This is a genomic window from uncultured Imperialibacter sp., assembly GCF_963974565.1.
Lineage (GTDB): Bacteria > Bacteroidota > Bacteroidia > Cytophagales > Cyclobacteriaceae > Imperialibacter > Imperialibacter roseus.
The window spans coordinates 24,694-43,788 of sequence record NZ_CAXBCJ010000006.1 but is presented as its reverse complement, the minus strand read 5'-3'; the positions used below and the strand labels follow the sequence as shown (position 1 = coordinate 43,788).

Genomic DNA, 19,095 nt, shown 5'->3' with positions numbered 1-19,095 from the left:
CTACGTTCGCAGCCGAATTTGATGGGGGCTGGTCTTAGGAACTCGCTCAATAATTCCTCTGGCTTCCATATCCAGTTTAACGGTAACGAAATACCACATCACTTTTCCATCGAATGAGGCTGTCAACTCCCTCACTGCCTGGTCAGAAAGGCTTTCGAATGTCCTGAGTTTTCCGTCTTTCAACTCCTTTGCTATGAAATCATAAATCACATCATATTTATGTTTCATAATATTCACACCCTTTTTACCCTGTGGGTGAAGTGTCAGGATTTTCTCCTTGTCATCCATTCTTCGCAAGTTTGACAGTGGGTTGATGCCTTTGAGTCTTGCTCAATTTAGCCAATTGCTGAGGTAATATCAACTGATGCAGCTACCAATTAGCAGGCATTTCCCCGAACAGCTTCCACTCTTCTATGAAATTTGGTAGAACTTCCCGATAATTCAGCCAATCGTCCGAAACCAGGAAAATTATCCGCATTTTAAACAACCTTTGCAAGCTTTTTGCGTCCGATAGACAGTACGCAGCAAACTGTCGGCGTATTGCTTTTATTAATCCACAGCAGAAAACAAAGCCCACCCTGAGCGGGTTTATTCGAGATTAGAGCCTATTGTAAAAATAGAATCCATTATTTAGCATTAGACAGCCTTCACATAACTAAGTAATATAATTTTGACCTATAAATTTCTATGTCTTTAAGAAGAAAACTCATTGCGTTTCTCGTTGTCGTGTTAATGGTGACTGGTTCCATTGGCCTTTACAGCTTTTTGGCGGCAAAAAAGGAACTACCCCCTGAAAAAGAAGCCCCTGCTGTTGTCAACTATGTGAAGGTGAGGGAAGTGGCTTTCCAGAACGTTGAAACGGAAGTTGAAGCCTATGGCAGAGTAGGTTCTTCGCAGCCCATCGATTTGTTGGCAGAGGTTGGAGGACGGTTGATCATGGGTGATGTACCACTGAAGGAAGGCCAGAATTTTAAGAAAGGCCAACTGCTGGTTAGGGTCAATGACGTAGAAACAAGGCTGAATCTTCAAGCGAGAAAAAGCAGTTTCCTTAACCTCATCGCTTCAATTTTGCCAGACCTGAAAGTGGACTATGCCAGCAGTTTCCCAGCGTGGCAAACCTATTTTGGGAACATTAAAACAGATAGCCCGCTTCCGGAACTTCCTGAAATAACAGACATCAAGGAGAAGACTTTTTTAGCCACCAAGAACATTCTAAGTGAATTCTATTCTATTAGGGGACTTGAGGAGAACCTGAGAAAGTACCACATGATTGCTCCCTATAATGGCAGTATTTCTGTCGTTAATATAGAGCCTGGAACTTATGTAAACCCCGGATCCAATATCGGCCGAATCCTGCGTACTGATGCCTTCGAAATTAAGGTGCCCATTGAAGCCAAGGACATTCAGTTTGTAGAGCTTGGCAAGCGGGTGAAGGTGATAAAGGGTGAGGATGAGTCGAACCCTCTGACGGGACGAGTCATCAGAATGACAGACTATATCGATCCCACTACACAGACTTTCCATGTGTATGTGTCGGTGGAAAACAACCAGAAGCAGGCTTTGTATGACGGGCTATACCTGAAGGTTGTGATTCCGGGGAAAATGGTCGACAACGCTATAGAAGTGCCAAGAGGTGTGGTGAGGAATAAAGGTGAAGTCTTTGTTTACAATAATGGACAGCTGGGCAGCAGAAGTGTGTCAGTGATCAAAAACAATGAAAATACTTATCTGATTACAGGACTGAAGGAAGGAGATTCGCTAGTGACCGAGGCCCCGCTGAATGCATTTGAGAAAATGAAAGTGGAAATCATTAAATAACCCCGAGGATATGAGAACAATTTTATCATTCTTTATTAAGTATCCAATTTGGGCCAACGTAATACTGTTTGCGGTGTTTCTTCTGGGGCTGGCCAGCTTCCTGACCATGAAGAAGTCCTTCTTCCCTGAAAGAACGCCCAACATGATTACCGTGTCGGTGTCTTACCCGGGTGCGGCTCCGGAGGAAATGGAGGAGGGTATTACTATTAAAATAGAGGAGGCACTGAAGGGAATTGTTGGTATTGTGGAGGTGAGGTCTGTGTCGAGCGAAAACTCAGCTTCCATCACCATTGAAACATCAACCAACTATGAACTTGACGAAGTTCTCACCGAAGTAAAAAACGCAGTTGACAGGATCAACTCCTTTCCCGTAGGTGCTGAGAAGCCGACGGTCTTCAAGCAGCAATCCACCAGCATGGCTTCTTTCCTCGGCCTCAAAGGGAATGTGCCCCTTAGGGAACTTAAGACCATTGCAGAAAAGATTGAAGACGACCTTCTTAAATCGGGCCTGATTACCCAGGTAAGGGTGTCGGGTTTCCCTGATCTGGAAATATCAATTGAGGTGCCGGAGGAGAATCTATCTCGCTACGGTATCACGTTTACGCAAGTAGCCAATGCGGTTCGTGTAAACAACCGTGACGTATCGGGCGGTACTATCAAAACATCAGAGGAAGAAATAAGGATACGGGCTAATGCCAAAGACTATGACCCAGAAGTAATTGGGAATATCGTTTTGAAGGCCAATGCCGATGGCACACGGGTGCTGCTCAAGGATATTGGCACCGTTACACTAGGTTTTGCTGACATCCCCAACAAGTATTATAGCAATAATGTAAGGGCTGTAAATATTTCTGTAAGCAAGTTGCCTGAGGAGGATCTGCTTGCCATTTCTGAATATCTGGACAAGTACGTAGCAGATTTCAATGCACAGAATGAAGGCGTAACTTTGTTTACAAACTTTGATTTCTATTCGATACTTGAGCAGCGAATAGACCTGTTAACCAGCAATTTTGTGCTGGGCCTCGTGTTGGTAATGATCACACTAGGGCTATTCCTGTCATTGAGACTTTCGTTTTGGGTGGCTGCAGGTATCCCGATTTCCTTTCTGGCCATGTTTGTGGTCGGCAGCATAGCAGGTATCACTATTAACATGCTGTCGTTATTTGGGATGCTCCTGGTAGTAGGGATACTCGTGGACGATGGTATTGTTATCTCCGAAAATATTTATACCCATTTTGAAAAAGGGAAAACACCCGAACAGGCTGCGGTGGATGGTACATTAGAAATGATGCCTTCGGTGTTTACTTCGGTTGCCACTACTATGTTGGCTTTTGTAACACTGATTTTCCTGGACAACGGTGGATTCAGCTATGAAATGGCAGTGGTGGTAATTGCCTGCCTTGGCTTTTCGCTTGTGGAAGCTTTCTTAATTCTGCCTTCTCACCTGGCCTCTAAAGCCATTTTGTCGAAGAGAAAGCCGGATACGTTGTATGACCGGTTCAGGACAACAATGGAGAAAGGCATTGACTTTGTTCGTTTCAAGTTGTACGGAAACTCCATTAAGTTTTTGGTTCAATGGCGTTGGATTGCCATGATGGGGCCGTTGGTGTTTGTGATGATGGTAGTGGGGATGTCACAAGGAGGTTTGATAAGGTTTGAGTTTTTCCCCCGAACGCCTTTCGACGATTTGCAGGTCGATTTGATGCTCAAGCCTGGCACCAGAGAAAGCATCACCGAAGACTACCTGAGAAGATTTCAGGATCAGGTATGGGAAGTGCATGAAGAAATGAAGAAGGAGGCTGGGTTAACAGAACCGTTCTTCTCATCAGTGGACATAATAATTGGCACCGGCGCAAGCAGAAGTAGCAGCGGCAGCCATGTAGGATATGTTGGAGTTAATTTCGAAGACCTTGAGGGTAAAAACATTTCAGCGTTCGAGGTTGCTAACCAAATTCGGAAGAAAATAGGGCCCATTCCCGAAGCTGAGAACTTTACAGTAGGGGCGGCTCAGCGATGGGGGAAGCCTGTTTCTATTGCACTGAAAGGTAAGTTTATTGACGAAATAGAGGAGGCAAAAGCTGAGCTGAAGGAAAGCCTGAGAAGGATTGATCTACTGAAAGATATTACGGACAATTCGGCCATAGGGCAGCGGGAAATTAAGCTTGAGCTAAAGCCGCTGGCGTATTTCATGGGCTTGAATCATCAGGATATAACTCAGCAAATTCGCCAGGGCTTTTTCGGTGAAGAAGTGCAGAGGCTCATCATTGGTACCGACGAAGTAAGAGTATGGGTGCGCTACCCTGAAGAGGATAGGATTAATGTAAGCCAGCTCGAGTCGATGAAAATCAGAACAGCTAATGGTGCTGAGTATCCTTTATCGCAGCTGGCCAGTTACGAAGTCGAAAGAGGTGTGCTAAGCATTAACCGGTTCAATGGAAAGAGGGAGGTAAGAGTCGAAGCCGACCTGGCCAATAATAACACATCCATGCCTCCACTGATTGAGAAAATTACTGCTGATATAATGCCGCCGATTATGGCGAAGCACCCCTCGCTGGAATATTCTTTCGAAGGCCAGCAGCGTCGTGCTTCAAGAGAGCTTGATTCGGGTGCGGTTATTTTCGGCCTTTGTCTGGTGGCTACTTTGCTTCTGTTGATGCTTACGACAAGGTCTTACCTACAGCCATTCATGATTTTCTCGCTCATACCACTAGGATTCATTTGCGCTATTTTTGGGCACTGGATTGAGGACAAGACAGTGTCTATTCTTAGTGCCTACGGTATGCTGGCGCTATCGGGTGTAATTATCAACGATGCCGTTGTGATGGTGGACCAATTCAACAGAAACCTCAAAGAAGGCATGAACATGCACGATGCCGTGATTGATGCCGGTGTTAGTAGATTCAGACCTATTGTACTTACGTCGGCAACAACCGTAGCAGGGCTTTATCCTATCATTCTTGAGACGAGCTTCCAGGCACAGTTCCTGATCCCAATGGCCATATCTATTGCCTATGGGGTTGCGCTGGGAACGCTGTTTATCCTTTTCTTCTTCCCCGTGTTTTTGATGGTGATGAACGACATCAGGGTATACTCCAAGTGGCTGCTATTTGGTGGAGAGAAGCCTAACAAAGAAGAGGTGGAGCCGGCAGTGAAAGAAATGAAAAAGGGCTACGCCCTTAGCTAATCATTGATCTAACAATTGTAATGAAGAAAATACTCTTAACGTTCGGGATGGCGTTGGCCATCCTGAACTCATATGCCCAGACCGAAGAACCAAACATAACGGAACTGTCGCTTTCTGAAGCGATTGCCACAGGTCTGGACAATAACTTCTCAATTAAGATTGAAAAGCAGAATATTGATATTGCCACCCGTAACAACTCATGGGGGCAGGCTGGTTTGTATCCGTCGCTAACCTTCAACCTCTCTCAGGGATTCAGCCGGACTGAAATCAATAACCCAACTTCTTTTGTGCAGGGAGCTATTCAGTCGAGAAATCTGCAACCTTCCTTGTCGCTTAACTGGACGCTGTTTAATGGCTTTAATGTTCAAATCACCAAGGAGAGGCTGGAGTTCTTACAACAGCAGAGTGTGGGAAATGCGACCATTGTGATTGAAAACAGCATACAGGGGATAGTTGAAGCCTACTATACTGTTCGTCTTCAGGAAGAGCAATTGACTATTTTCGAACGCAGTCTTCAGCTTTCTAAGGACAAATACAACTACAGCAAGCTCAAGGGGGAGTTGGGAAGTGCCGTTACATTTGACATTCTTCAGGACAAAAGCGCCTACCTGACTGATTCCTCCAATTACATCACCCAGCTTTACAATGTTCAGAATGCCATAAGAAACCTGAACCTGCTGCTTGGTATTGATGTGGAAACGAGCTACGATTTGACTGATTCACTGACCGTGCAAATTCAGCCATTTACGCTGGATGAGCTGTATGCAAGGATGGTGGCGAACAACAGCAACCTAAAGAATCAGTACATCAATCAGGAGATTTTCAAAAGAGACATTGGCATTGCCAGGTCGGCGATGTATCCTAGCGTAACCATGACGTTGGGTGGGTCTGACAATAACCAGGTACAGAACCTAACTAAAGCTAGTTTTTCAAACGGAATGGCGGGTGAGTCAGGCATCAAGTCGGGCAACACCAACTACAACGCCAACTTTACACTCAGCTTTACGATATTTAACGGAGGTAGAATCCGTCGACAAATTGAAAATGCAAAGGTCAACGAGCAAATAGCCGCTATTAGGGTTGATGAGTTGAAACAAAGCCTTAAGAACAATCTAATCAATACACTGGAGTTTTATCGCCTTCGGGCACGGCTTTACCAGATTGCTATTGAAAACAGACAAACAGCTGAGTTCAATTTGACCCTTGGTGAGGATCGTTATCGTAATGGAACGATCAGCTCATTCGACTTCCGTGATTTGCAATTGAACTATTTGCGGTCTGCGTTGAGTGAACTTCAGACCAAGTATAACCTTGTGGAGTCAGAAGTGGAGCTAATGCGCCTTACCGGCGGCATTCTGGAAGAATACGAAACCGAATAACCATGAAGATTTTGATTTGGGGTTTCTGATTTGAAGTTAAGCGAACCATTAATTTCAAATCAGAAATCTCAAATTCCTCAATACCTGTCCCTTATAAACTCCAGCACTTCCTGCATCTGCTCTCTGATAGGGTTAGTGAACCCTGGGTAATTGTTGTGCATAAAGCTGAAGATCAGCACTTTTCCTGAGTTGGTTTTTATAAATCCGCTGAGAGAGTGCACGCCGCTCAAGGTGCCAGTTTTGGCAAAAACATAGGGCTCTGTTTCGCCTGCATACCATCGGCGTATGGTGCCAGCCTGGCCACCAATAGCCAGCGTCCTGAATAACTCCTTTTGTTCAACTAGCGTAGAAGTTTCCTCCAGCAAGGCCACCAGGCTTCGTGGCGTGAACATGTTGTACCTCGATAGCCCAGAGCCATCATGCCATATAGGTGCATCTGGCAAATCATTGAGGTATTTGTTCTTCACAAACCACAAGGCATTGTTGCCACTTAGGGTATCCCCAAACCCAGACGAGCACATCACCAGAATCTGTTCCGCAATAAAGTTGTCGCTTGGCCAAAGCATGGCCTGATACACTTTTTGCGAGGGATAGCCTTTGAGGGTTTTCCATGGTAAACTATCCGGCTTGTAACCAAAGACGACAGGCTTCTTTAAGGTGTCTTGAAGCAGCTCCCTTCCCAGCGAAAATGAGTACTTGAAAGGTACGTCTCTCTCTATTGTATCGAGTTTTTCAGGTGTAAAAAACAGGTAAGAGTTGTAGCTAAGGTCTCTTTCTACCAATGTTCTTTGCTTTTCGAAAGGTCTCGCCTCCACAAACTGTTGGAAGAAGGGAGGGTTTACCTTCGGCATTGTGTCTCCCGGGAACATGCTGAATCGGATGAAATTGCCATACATTGGCAACCCCGCTCTTTCTGGCTGATAATAATAGAGGTAGTCGTCCCACGACCAGCCTGGCCCAAAAACCGGATCCTTGTAGTTTTCAGGTTGCCATATCAGCGCTTTAGTGGAGTCTGACAGAAGCTCAAAAGCCGGTTGATACTCGAAGTCGGGATGCAGGAAGGTGGGGTCGCCTGTGCCGGTAAAGAAAAGCGTGTCGTTGGCTTCGGCGTACTTCAAGGCTGGGATGGAATCGCCTAGCAATCGGAGGCCGGAATAGTAGGTGAATAGTTTGGTGTTGGAGGCGGGTGTGAAATACTTGTCGCCATTCTGCTCGGCGAGGTAAGTCTTCGTTTCAGGGTCATACAGCACAAAGCCAGTAAAATGATCGGCAAAATCCGGCGACCTGCTGACCATTTGTTTCAGCACTATTTTTTTGCTGAGCACAAGTTGCGGTGAGCACGAAAACTGAGTGGCCAGGAGCACTACTGCCAACGTAAACCACAGGTAGTCAAGAGACTTCGGTCTATCAGCAGGGAACGCTGTACTTTTTCTTTTCATATGGTTTTTTGTAGCTGCTATCCTTACCATTGCCCGAATAAATAATGCTTCAATGAAAAATTCTAATTTATGAACGAAGAGTGTGGAATTTTAGTAAAATTTACACCGAAGACCGAAAACGCCAAATAACGAAAGACAAATGTCAAATAGGCGCCAGTTCCCGAAGCAATCGAACCATCTGCTGACCGCATGTGGCTGATTTACCTCGGGTATGCCATTTGGGTTTTTAAACTTTGGCTTTTGGAATTTCTTTGTGCTTTGGAGTTTGTTATTTGTCTTTTCACAATCTATGCAATTAAAATCAATCGTATTGTCCAATGGCAGCTTTGATACGAAGTCGGCCAAAACTGCCCACGGGCTTATCAGGGGATCTGTCAGATATGATATCCTCGCTGTCATCGATCCAGTGTTTTTTGGCCAGGATGCAGGCAAAGTGCTGGATGGTAGGGAAAGAGGAATTCCTATTTACAAAACAGTTAAAGACTTCATAGCTGCAGGCGGCAAGGCCGAAAACTGTGTGGTGGGAGTGGCTCCGAAAGGTGGTCAGCTGCCAAAGTCGATGGAAGAAGACGTTGTTACTGCCATGGAAAATGGTATGGACGTGGTCAGCGGACTTCACTCATTTCTTAACGACAATGAGAGACTGGTTGCTATTGCCAGAGAGAAGGGTGTCACAATTCACGACATCAGGCAGCCAAGGGAACGGAAATACCTGAAGTTCTGGACGGGTGACGTATACAAAATAAAATCTGCCAAAATTGCAGTAATGGGCACCGACTGCGGACTTGGAAAGCGCACCACCTCCAAGTTTATAGTGGAGGCCATCCGTAAGGAGGGTATGATTTCCGAAATGATTTACACAGGACAAACGGGGTGGATGCAAGGATGGAAGTACGGGTTTATCCTCGACTCCACTTACAACGACTATGTGTCGGGCGAGCTGGAAAATGCCCTCGTAACCTGTGACAGGGACCTGAACCCGGACCTGATGGTGATTGAAGGACAGGCAGCCTTGCGTAACATTAGCGGGCCATGCGGTTCCGAGTTTTTGCTTTCTGGCGACGTGGACGGTGTGGTTTTGCAACATGCTCCCGCCAGGGTTCACTACGACGGTTTTGAGTACCTGGATGCCAAGATACCCCCAATTACTGAGGACATTGCTTTGATAAAAATGTATGGCAAGGAAGTTATTGCAGTGACGCTCAACACAAGAGGCCTTACTATTGATCAGGCGCTTCGGCACAAAGAGGAGTATGAGCAAAAACTGGGTATTCCGGTGGCTTTGCCAGTGGAAAGAGGAGTGGATGACATTTTAGGACCAATTAGAGAGTTGATCAAACGAAAGAATGCGAATAAAGGAAATTAATATCCGCAAGGAAAATCTGGAACTGGCTAAGCCGTACTCCATTTCTTACAAAACAGTGGATTCGGTGGAAAACGTGATTGTGGAGCTTGTTGCAGACAACGGTATGGTTGGCATGGGCGTGGCCAACCCCAGTAAGTATGTGGTGAATGAGGATGTAGGTGAATGTTATAAAACTTTAACCTCCAGTGATCTCTCCTTTCTGAAGGGTTCTGACGTTTCGTGCTTTTACGAACTACTCAATGGAATACATACCAATTTTGATTCCAGTGCGGGATGCAGAGTAGCACTCGACGTGGCCCTGCACGATCTATTCACACAGTCCCTGGGTGTGCCATTGGTTCACTTTCTGGGTGCTCACCACAAATCGATGGCTACTTCGGTTACCATTGGGATTATGAGTATTGAAGAGACGCACAGAGAGGCAGATGATTTTATTAAAGGTGGGTTCAAAATACTCAAGGTCAAACTTGGTAAGACGATAGAGGAGGACATCGAGCGAACGATCGCCCTTCGCAAGCATATTGGGAATAAGGCCCTGATAAGGATCGACGCCAACCAGGGATGGAATTTTGACGAAACGATCTCCTATGTAAGTGCGACAAAGGATCTTGACATTGAACTGATAGAGCAGCCGCTGAAGCAGTCGGCCATTGCTGAGTACCGCAAGTTTCCCGATTATGTGAAGAACCTGGTGGCTGCCGATGAATCACTGGTGGGCCCGGCAGATGCTTTCAGCCTGGCCAACAATCCCAAGGCAGCCGGCATCTACAATATCAAGCTGATGAAATGCGGGGGCATTCAGCCAGCCAGAGAAATTGCCACCATAGCCAGACAGGCAGGCATTGACCTGATGTGGGGCTGCAACGACGAAAGCATCATCAGCATTGCAGCTGGTTTGCATGTGGCCTTTTCGTGCCCTCACACAAAGTATATAGACCTCGATGGTAGCCTCGATCTGGCCAAAGATGTGGTGTCGGGCGGCTTTACCATCAAAGAAGGCATGATGAGTTTGATTGATAAGCCCGGATTGGGCGTTAAGAAGCTTTAGTTAATGGGTTTTGCCTGCTGGCTAACTTCTAAGTAGAATTGTATTTTTAGTAAACCTGATCGATGATGTTTAAAACCTACCTGCGAGCTACCTTTTTCTTTTCTCTTGTCCTTGTTCATTTCACCTCGGCTTATGCTCAGACTGCCATTCCACGGCCCTTTGAGCAACTCAACGAAGTAGAGAAAGCCAGAGCATGGGTAGATTCGGTTTATTCCTCCCTGACACTTGATGAGAAAATAGGGCAGCTGCTCATGATAGCGGCATATTCGAACAGAGACGAAGCCCACACCCAGGAACTTATCCGACTTATCAAAGAGCGCCATGTTGGCGGCTTGGTGGTTTTTCAGGGTGGCCCGGTCAGGCAAATCAATTTGATCAACAAACTACAGAAGGAAGCCAAACTTCCTTTAACCATCGCTATGGACGCCGAGTGGGGTGTAGGCATGCGGCTCGACAGCACGATGTCGTTTCCTTACCAGATGACCCTGGGTGCTATCGAAGACGTTACCTTGATCGAGCAAATGGGGCAGGCGATTGCCCGGCAGCTAAAGAGGGTAGGGACGCAGGTCAATTTTGCGCCTGTAGTAGACGTGAATAACAACCCTAACAATCCGGTGATCAATTACCGTTCTTTTGGCGAGAACAGGGACGAGGTGGCCCAAAGAGGGTTGGCGTATGTGAAAGGGCTGGAAAGCCAGGGGGTGTTGGCCTCGGCAAAGCATTTTCCCGGCCATGGCGACACAGGTACGGATTCTCACTACGACCTTCCGGTTGTTAAGCACGACATGCAAAGGCTTGATAGTGTAGAGCTTTACCCTTTCAAAAAGCTGATCGAAGCCAACGTGTCCGGTATTATGGTGGCCCATATGTCAATTCCGACATTGGACGATACGCCGAATTTGCCGACTACCTTGTCGAAGCCTGTGGTAACCGACTTGCTGAAAGAAAAGCTTGGCTACAAGGGGATTATTTATACCGATGCACTGAATATGAAAGGCGTCACCAAATACCACGCTTCAGGCGAGCTGGAGAAAAAGGCTTTTCTGGCCGGCAACGATGCGCTGGAGTTTGCAGAGGACGTGGATGTTGCCTTTGAGTACCTGAAAGCGGCTGTGATAAAGAAAGAGATCACAGAGCAGCGATTGGCTGAGAGCGTGAAAAAGATTTTGATGGGCAAATATGTGACAGGCATGACTCGCTGGAGTCCTTTGAGCAATGAGCACGTTTTAGAAGACCTGCACCGGCCCAGCGACGAAATGCTTAACAGGAGGCTGTTTGAGGAATCTGTTACTTTGTTGGAAAACAAGAACGACCTTTTGCCTCTCAAGCGACTCGATACATTGGAGCTGGCAAGCCTTAGCGTAGGAGTAGAGGCGATTTCTCCTTTCCAGCACCGACTGAATGATTATACTGAAATGCCTCATCTGGTATTGCCCAATGATGCAACCCCAGCGCAAATAGAGGCAGTGAGGGATAGCTTGAAAAGCTACAACATGGTACTCATTGGGTTGCACTCCGGGCTCAGAGCTAATAACAGGGAAGGGATGTCAGCCAACGTGCAGGCGTTTGTGAAAGAGCTTGTCGAAGGCAAAGCAACCGTGGTAGCGGCCATGAGGAATCCTTATACGCTTTCCAAACTTGACTGGATAGCAGAGCCGGATGCGGTATTTACGACCTATCAGGAGCACGCAACAGCTGAAGACATGGCAGCTCAGCTTATTTTCGGAGGCATTGGAGCCAAAGGGCACTTGCCTGTAACGGTGAATGAGCGATGGCCTGCCGGACACGGACTGACCACTGAGGGTGGGGTGCGCTTTAAATTTACGTTGCCAGAGGAGCTGGGCATCAACAGTCGGACGCTGGAAACCCGAATTGATAGTGCCATGACACTGGCTATTGAGAAAAAAGCTTTTCCTGGGGGACAAGTGATGCTGGCCAAAGAGGGGAAAGTATTCTTCCATAAAACTTACGGTTTTCACACCTACGACAGCCTGCTGGAAGTGAAGAAAACAGACATATACGACCTGGCCTCGGTAACAAAGATTACGGCGGCTTTGGCAGCGATCATGAAGCTGCACGATGACGGCAAGTTCGATCTGCATGCCAGGTTAAAAGACTACTATCCGTACTTCGGCTGGTCAAACAAAGCCAAGCTGGAGTTCATTGATATTCTCACACACCAGGCGAGGCTAAAGTCGTGGATTCCGTTCTATCAATCAGCGTACAAAAAAGATAGCAGCTACAAACGTCACACGTTGTCACTCACGCCCTCTGCCGATTATCCTATCAAGCTCACAGATAATTTGTATGAGTACAAAGACTACAAAAAAACACTGCTGAAGAAGATCAAAAAGTCGAAGCTCAATCCTGAGCCTGGCTATGTGTATTCCGACATGAGCTTCTACCTGTATCCGGATATCGTAAAAACGTTGACTGGCACTGACTTTCAGGAATACCTGAATGAGAATTTCTATGATAGAATAGGTGGCACAACACTTGGTTACAATGCGGGAAGGAAGTATTCTCTGGATCGTATTATTCCGACAGAGAACGACAACTACTTCCGCATGACCCAATTGCATGGCGTGGTGCATGACGAGGGGGCTGCCATGCTCGATGGAGTTTCGGGTCACGCCGGGCTATTTGCCCGCTCCTACGACCTGGCGGCCATGTGGCAGATGTACCTGAATGAGGGTACCTACGGTGGAGAGCGCTATATTTCGCCTCAAACGCTGGAGAAGTTTTCTGTTTGCCAGTTCTGCGAGGAGGGCAACCGCCGGGCGATCGGCTTCGACAAGCCACTGATTGAATACAATAAGAGAAGCAGCAGCGTAGCCCGCCAGGCATCGCCTTCAAGCTTTGGGCATTCAGGCTACACAGGCACTTTCGTGTGGCTCGACCCCGAGTACGATTTCATGTACGTGTTCTTGTCTAACCGGGTGTATCCAACCAGAAACAGCACGGCCATCTACGACCTGGCCGTAAGACCAACGATCCATACGATTGTGTATGAGGAGATGGGGGTGAGGTAAGGTGGATTGAAACTCGAGGCGGACGCCAGAAAGAAGATTGGCAAAAGAGGATCTTTGCGCTGGGGAATCAACTTTTTATTTCACTCCACCTCTCAATAAAGCGGTAGCCAACGACAAGTGTTGCCAAAGCAATAGCTAGTATGGCCAGGTACACCGCATTATTCCCGATTAAATTGGGCAGCGTCATGTCCTCTACATCACCGCTGATGAATGCCATCAGAGCGAAGGCAAACAGGTTATTGAAAAAGTGTATGATGATGCCAGGGATTAAGGAGTTTGTCCTGACATAAGCCCAACCAATCAAGACGCCTGTCGCTGTGGCGCCAATTGCCTGCCAGGGGTTGAAGTGTGCGATTCCAAAAATAAGTGCGGACCAGATGATGGCTTTTGGGGGGCTGTAGTTTTTAAGAAGTCCTTCAAGAATAATACCTCTGAAAAGTAGCTCTTCGAGAATAGGCGCAGCAACAACTAATGTGAGAAAGCTAGTCAGATCCGGCTTCATAAGCTCTTCGAAAAGCCGTTTGAAGTATTCCGGCATGGGAATAAGCTCTATAATTGGATCGACAATGATGATCGTGGCAATCGTCATTATCACTAGTACTGCAATTATTTCCATGCCAACCATTTGCCGTTTAGGAGTTGGATCCCAAAGCCCTTGTTTCCGAATGTTTTTCCAGGCCAATTCGATAACAAGAGCAAACGAAATCACATACATAGCCAGTTGGGCTACCTGCTCATAAACACCGTTGTTCAAATGCATTCCTTTAATAATGATCATCGGAATAGCTCCGGCCAGAGAAAAAAGCAGGAGGAGACCTATTAATCCAAACGATTGCTTGAGGGTGGGATAGTAGGTTTGGGTGGTCTCCTCCATTTATTGCAAAATTATGATATATAAAAGCTCAAGATTACTCCTTTATCACTCTAAACGACATCTGCCTATGATCCGAATCCTCCAGTTTGATCAGGTACATGCCGGGCCGCAAATCTCTCAGATCAAGACTTTTTGATGTTGACCTGTGAATTTCTTTTCCGGTCAACTCGAAAACTACAGCCTGTACAAAATCATCCATTTCAACGGTTAGGTAGTCTGTAACCGGATTGGGGTAGACGGTAGCCAGTTCGGCTTCCCACTTTACCGAAGTGGATGGGTTGAATTCAAAATTGGCCGTCAGCGAGCGGCTTTGTTCGGCTGTAAAGCTAAGGGATAGATTGGTGCCTATTTCAGATCCATTGTCTGTCCAGTTGATGAATTCGTAGCTGGTGGCAGGACTTGCGGTCAAGGTAACTGTCGTTCCGAAGTTGACGATGCCTGTACCTTCTACGGCACCTCCTTCGGCAGGGCTTGCTGATGCTGTGATTTCGAAAGATTTGAGTTCAAAATTGGCGACGAGGTTTCTGGCTTGCCCGATGACAAACGTGTAGGTCAAATCTGTCGAGACTTCAGTGCCGTTTTCGGTCCAGTTTACGAAGTTATACCCTGTTCCAGGAGTTGCGACTACAGAAACAGAACTTCCATAGGAGTAGTTGTCTGATCCTACTGTAGAACCACCCTCCACTGGATTGGAAGTGGTTGTGATTGCAAATGATTTTAATTCAAAATTTGCCACGAGGGTTCTGTTCCCCGTTACCGTAAAACCAAAAGTGACATTGCTCGACCGTGTCTGCCCATTTTCTGTCCAATTGACAAAACTATATCCGGCAGAAGGGGTGGCTGTCACCTCTGCGGACGCCAGATAACTATAGGCTCCTGCACCGCTTATCTCCCCAGCACCTGCGATATTCGGAGTGGCTTGTATTTCATAGGTCTGTGGCTGGAAATGGGCGATCAGGTCTCTGTTCGCTTTGGCGAGAAAGCTCATTGAAGTAAGCTCAGACACTATTTCTCCGTCTTCCTTCCAGTTGACAAAGTCATACCCTATGCCTGGAATTGCGAGCAGCGAAACTGTTTCTCCGAAGTTGTACGTGCCACCGCCAGTCACATTTACACCATCGGTAAAGTCGCCAACCGCCGTTATGACAAATGACTGTATCTGGAAATTGGCAACCAGGGTTCTGTTAGCAGAAGCAGTAAAACTAAATTCCGTTTCTGTCGATACTTCTGTTTCGCCTTCCGTCCAGTCAACGAAGTTGTAACCCTCTGAGGCTATTGCTGTAAGGCTAACCGCTGTGCCTGGGCTAAAATCCCCGTGGCCTGTTACCGTGCCTCCGGCTGATGGACTTGCCGTTGCAGCAATACTAATCACTTCTTCAAAGTTGGCGACAAGCGACCTGTCTCCGGTGGCAGTAAAGCTATAAACAGCGTTGTATGAGACTTCTGTTGCTCCTTCAGTCCAATTGAGGAAAGCATAGCCGGCTGCCGCTGCCGCTGTCACTTCCACTGTCTCACCGGCTTCATAGGTTTTAGCACCTGTTACTTCTCCTCCTTCTTCGGGATTAGCTGCAAGGGAAATGGTGTATTCAATGAGTTCCTCGACAGTCAGTGACGTCGTCACTACGGTTTCTGCCTCATCATCGTCATTGCTGGCTATGGTGATATCTGACTGGTATACGTTGGGCGTCAGTGCTGTTGCATCGAAGGTGACGGTGATCAAAGCTGATTCACCAGGTTCAATGGTTCCGGAAGCAGGGTCTACACCCGTCCAATCCTCTTCCAGGCTGATAGAATAAGTAAGCTCGCCATCGCCTGTATTCTGGATAGTGAGTTCTTTAGATCCCGATCTGCCTTCTGTTAGCGTTTGTGTGAGGGAGGTAGGGGTGACTTCAATTTCGGGCCTTTCAGGGAGGTTGATATAAAACTCGTGGTTGCTTCCACTTATCGTTTCGTCGTCAAGTAGCAGAAAATACGTCGTGCCGGCAGTCCATGCCAAGGATCCGTAGGTGCCAGGGTAGACAATGTCATCGATGCAACTCCAATTACCGGCGCTCGACCCACAGCTGGTGCCCCAGGCATAGTCGACGTAGTCAGTTGCTGATGACACAGTAATTGAGTAGTCTCCGGTATATGGAGCTACAAAGCGATATATTTGCTCTTTTCCAGGGGTTGAATATCCACAAAAGTTGGTGCTCCATGCCCCGGTACCCCCTCCCTCAAAAGCGATAGGGTTTTCGGCCCCTGTGCCAGTAATTTCAATCACCTCATCACACGGGCCTACAACAGGATCACTTATGTAAAATTCGTGGGTACCTAAAACGTTACTTTCACTATCAAGCAACAGGTAATAAGTTACCCCTTCAGTCAAAGATCTTTCTCCATATGTACCGCCCTCTTCAATATCACCTATACAGTCCCAACCATCGATGTTACAGCTCGTACCCCAGGCATAATCAACCCAGCCATTGGCTGACGTGATCACGACGCTGTAGGAACCAGAGGCACTTGGCGTAAAGCTATAAACCTGTTCAATACCAGGTGTGGAGAACCCGCAAAAGCTGGTGCTCCATTGCCCTGTTCCAGCTCCAGAATAGGTTTGAGTATTTCCTTCCCCTGTCGCAGATATTGCAATCACGTTTTCGCACACGGTACCGCCACCAACAGGACCCTCGATATAAAATTCATGTGTAACTGACGTGATGTCTTCAGCATCAATTAAAACATAGTATGTCACGCTTTCAGTCCATTCCATAAAGCCATAAGTTCCACCCCCGTTGATGTCCCCAATACAATTCCACCCCACTTCATCACAGCTGGTGCTCCATCCATAGTCAGCCCAGTCTGTGGCAGAAGTCACTACGAGGCTGTAGAAACCTGTTTCGGAAGGAGTGAAACTGTAAACCTGCTCTGTTCCTGGTGTAGAGTAGTCACAAAACTCAGTGTTCCACAAACCCGTACCCTCACTGGCATATGTATAGCTGTTTTCCGACCCTGTTCCTGTAATCGCTGTGATATTTTCACACGGGGTGGTTGGTTCATTTATGTAAAATTCATGGGTGCTTCCAGTGTCATCATCTTCGTCATCCAGCAGCAGATAGTATGTTTCTCCGACAGTCAACGGCATTGACCCATAGGTGCCAATAGCATCAATATCGCCGATACAAACCCAACCTGCCGGCCCACAAGCTGTGTTCCAGGCATAATCTACGGCTCCGGTGGCTGAGGTTACTTCTAGGCTATAGAGACCAGTGGAAGGAGCAGTGAAACTATAGATTTGCTCAGTCCCAGGTGCAGAACTGTCGCACAGAGCGAGGTCCCAATCTCCCTCACCACCACCGGTAAAAGTTTCTGAATTTTCGCTTCCGGTACCAGCTATTGATATGGCATCTTCGCAGGGATTAGGGATATCTCCCTGTAGGAGTGTGAATGAAACCTGCAAATCGTTTTCAATAATTGCAGACACCTGAATATTGCTGACGCTGCCAGAATACAGCTTGGCGTTTGGGTTAGATGTATCGTCAAACAACGTATTGCTGCTCGTGCCAGGGTAGAGGTCGCCAGCATCGCCACGGTTGGTTTCATTATCGAGACCGTTTAACCCATCTGCCTCTTCAAGGTCTACAAGTTTGTGGGTTTCGTCACCGTTGGTGATTTTATTGTCGTCGATGTGCCAAATCGCAAGCCCTTCTCCGGGTAGGTAAGCGTCCTGACCGGTCTTTTGTCGGTTTTCAAGCAAGAAGTATTCTTTCGGGTCGTTGGTGGCTATCTTATACACTGTAGTACTGCTAACCGAAGGATCCAGTGAATAGTCGCCGCTGCCTATTAAAGTAGGACTGACCCACTCTAATTTTGCCCTGGACCATGCACTCATAAAACCAGGTGTTCGTTCGTTATTTAGCCAGCCGGCTCCTGCCATCAGCCCCCAGTTACCAATGCCTTCTGAATCTCCGTTCGAATCGTCGATATCATATAGATCTGGCAGGCCAAGACCATGTCCAAATTCATGACAAAAGACGCCGATACCCACCATGTTGTCGGTTTGACGGATTTCGGGGTTGATCATGTAATCATAGAACGTTACGCCATCGTAAGTTCTGCCATAGCTGCCAGGAAGTGTCCACCTGTGGCTCCAGATATATTGTGTTTGGCTACCTTCCTCAGCGCCGGGGCCTGCATGCACTATGATCACCCCATCAACAAAGCCGTCATTGTCATTATCATAAATTGAAAAATCTACATCGGCAGCTTCTGCAGCATCAATGGCCTCGCCCACCAATTCTCTGGCCACATTATCGCCATTTTCATCCCCGTAGTACTCGTAATTATTTTCTGCGGTGTACCACCCGAATACATCAGCGTCTACGTCCAGTTCGCCATCAGAAACTTTCAGAAAATAGTCTCTGAAGCTTCCCGTGCTATTATAGTTGACTTCGTTCATCATGTCATCAAAGTCGGTACCGGTGTAGGTGTTGGCCAGGTCGGGGTATTTAATGAGAATTACCAGCACTTTTCTGGTTCCTGCGGTAGGGAAGGCGTACTCGATGCCTGGCGAGTTACTTTGATTGACATTCATGGGAGAGTTGCTTGAAGCAGATTTGCTTATCGCTCCTCGTAAGTGTTTGGGTTGGCTGTTTAGAAACGATTTGGAAGAAGCTTCCCGGGCCGACGGGTTGGAAGCTTTTGTACCAGACGGGGCCAGTTTCCCATCTTTTAGCGCTGCATATTCATAAATACCCTTTGCGTTTTTTACTACCGTATAACCATCCTCCGTTTCCGTGTGGTGGTTGGCCATATTGCCTTTGCCAACTACCCGTAGTTTAGAGTTGTCGGGCTGGGTGACTTCCACAGCGTAGGGAGATGCAGGACAATTTGAAGGACTCAAACCGGGTTGTGCACAGAGTTGTGAAACAAAAAATGGTGCGAGTAAAAAAAACACTTTAAAGCTGGTTCTCATA

Annotated in this window: 10 protein-coding genes; 6 read left to right on the top strand and 4 right to left on the bottom strand. The window is 47.0% G+C overall.

Features of this window, described 5'->3' with window-relative positions; translation table 11 throughout:
- Nucleotides 1-288 (bottom strand): hypothetical protein, encoded by a 288-nt coding sequence (locus tag AAC052_RS10000; RefSeq protein WP_317492147.1) that lies wholly within the window; start codon nt 286-288, stop codon nt 1-3.
- A 399-nt stretch (nt 289-687) separates the two neighbouring features.
- On the opposite strand from AAC052_RS10000, the gene AAC052_RS09995 reads away from it, so the two are divergent.
- From AAC052_RS09995 to AAC052_RS09985, 3 genes are read left to right on the top strand one after another with little or no spacing between them, the layout of a single operon-like run.
- Nucleotides 688-1,818 (top strand): efflux RND transporter periplasmic adaptor subunit, encoded by a 1,131-nt coding sequence (locus tag AAC052_RS09995; RefSeq protein ID WP_317492146.1) that lies wholly within the window; start codon nt 688-690, stop codon nt 1,816-1,818.
- Nucleotides 1,819-1,828: 10 nt separating this feature from the next.
- Entirely contained in the window at nt 1,829-5,002 is a 3,174-nt protein-coding gene (locus AAC052_RS09990; protein WP_339812947.1) for an efflux RND transporter permease subunit, read from the top strand.
- A 20-nt stretch (nt 5,003-5,022) separates the two neighbouring features.
- Nucleotides 5,023-6,381, top strand: a complete 1,359-nt coding sequence (locus AAC052_RS09985) for a TolC family protein (protein WP_339812945.1) — start codon at nt 5,023-5,025, stop codon at nt 6,379-6,381.
- 77 nt (nt 6,382-6,458) lie between these two features.
- On the opposite strand, the gene AAC052_RS09980 is transcribed toward AAC052_RS09985, so the two are convergent.
- A complete protein-coding gene (locus tag AAC052_RS09980; RefSeq protein WP_339812941.1) occupies nt 6,459-7,820 on the bottom strand; it encodes a D-alanyl-D-alanine carboxypeptidase in 1,362 nt (453 codons plus the stop codon).
- Nucleotides 7,821-8,109: 289 nt separating this feature from the next.
- Here AAC052_RS09980 and AAC052_RS09975 point away from each other — a divergent pair, with 289 nt between their 5' ends.
- The 3 genes from AAC052_RS09975 (at nt 8,110) to AAC052_RS09965 (ending at nt 13,266) form a co-directional block, all read left to right on the top strand.
- Nucleotides 8,110-9,186: a DUF1611 domain-containing protein gene (locus AAC052_RS09975; RefSeq protein ID WP_339812939.1), complete on the top strand. Its 1,077-nt coding sequence runs from the start codon at nt 8,110-8,112 to the stop codon at nt 9,184-9,186.
- A complete protein-coding gene (locus AAC052_RS09970) occupies nt 9,167-10,234 on the top strand; it encodes a dipeptide epimerase (protein ID WP_339812937.1) in 1,068 nt (355 codons plus the stop codon). Before AAC052_RS09975 ends, AAC052_RS09970 begins: the two co-directional genes overlap by 20 nt.
- A gap of 62 nt (nt 10,235-10,296) precedes the next feature.
- On the top strand, nt 10,297-13,266 hold the full coding sequence (locus AAC052_RS09965; RefSeq protein ID WP_339812934.1) for a glycoside hydrolase family 3 N-terminal domain-containing protein: 2,970 nt from the start codon (nt 10,297-10,299) through the stop codon (nt 13,264-13,266).
- 67 nt (nt 13,267-13,333) lie between these two features.
- On the opposite strand, the gene AAC052_RS09960 is transcribed toward AAC052_RS09965, so the two are convergent.
- Nucleotides 13,334-14,140, bottom strand: coding sequence for a CPBP family intramembrane glutamic endopeptidase (locus AAC052_RS09960; RefSeq protein WP_339812933.1), 807 nt, complete (start codon nt 14,138-14,140; stop codon nt 13,334-13,336).
- Between the two features lie 34 nt (nt 14,141-14,174).
- Nucleotides 14,175-19,094 (bottom strand): M6 family metalloprotease domain-containing protein, encoded by a 4,920-nt coding sequence (locus AAC052_RS09955; protein WP_339812931.1) that lies wholly within the window; start codon nt 19,092-19,094, stop codon nt 14,175-14,177.
- Between the last annotated feature and the right edge of the window lies 1 nt (nt 19,095).

What these genes read in the sequence shown, in the direction of transcription:
- AAC052_RS09965 (WP_339812934.1), top strand. Translation starts at nt 10,297, where the DNA reads ATGATGTTTAAAACCTACCTGCGAGCTACCTTTTTCTTTTCTCTTGTC.
- AAC052_RS09960 (WP_339812933.1), bottom strand. Translation starts at nt 14,140, where the DNA reads ATGGAGGAGACCACCCAAACCTACTATCCCACCCTCAAGCAATCGTTT.
- AAC052_RS09970 (WP_339812937.1), top strand. Translation starts at nt 9,167, where the DNA reads ATGCGAATAAAGGAAATTAATATCCGCAAGGAAAATCTGGAACTGGCT.
- AAC052_RS09975 (WP_339812939.1), top strand. Translation starts at nt 8,110, where the DNA reads ATGCAATTAAAATCAATCGTATTGTCCAATGGCAGCTTTGATACGAAG.
- AAC052_RS09980 (WP_339812941.1), bottom strand. Translation starts at nt 7,820, where the DNA reads ATGAAAAGAAAAAGTACAGCGTTCCCTGCTGATAGACCGAAGTCTCTT.
- AAC052_RS09990 (WP_339812947.1), top strand. Translation starts at nt 1,829, where the DNA reads ATGAGAACAATTTTATCATTCTTTATTAAGTATCCAATTTGGGCCAAC.
- AAC052_RS09955 (WP_339812931.1), bottom strand. Translation starts at nt 19,094, where the DNA reads ATGAGAACCAGCTTTAAAGTGTTTTTTTTACTCGCACCATTTTTTGTT.
- AAC052_RS09985 (WP_339812945.1), top strand. Translation starts at nt 5,023, where the DNA reads ATGAAGAAAATACTCTTAACGTTCGGGATGGCGTTGGCCATCCTGAAC.
- AAC052_RS10000 (WP_317492147.1), bottom strand. Translation starts at nt 288, where the DNA reads ATGGATGACAAGGAGAAAATCCTGACACTTCACCCACAGGGTAAAAAG.
- AAC052_RS09995 (WP_317492146.1), top strand. Translation starts at nt 688, where the DNA reads ATGTCTTTAAGAAGAAAACTCATTGCGTTTCTCGTTGTCGTGTTAATG.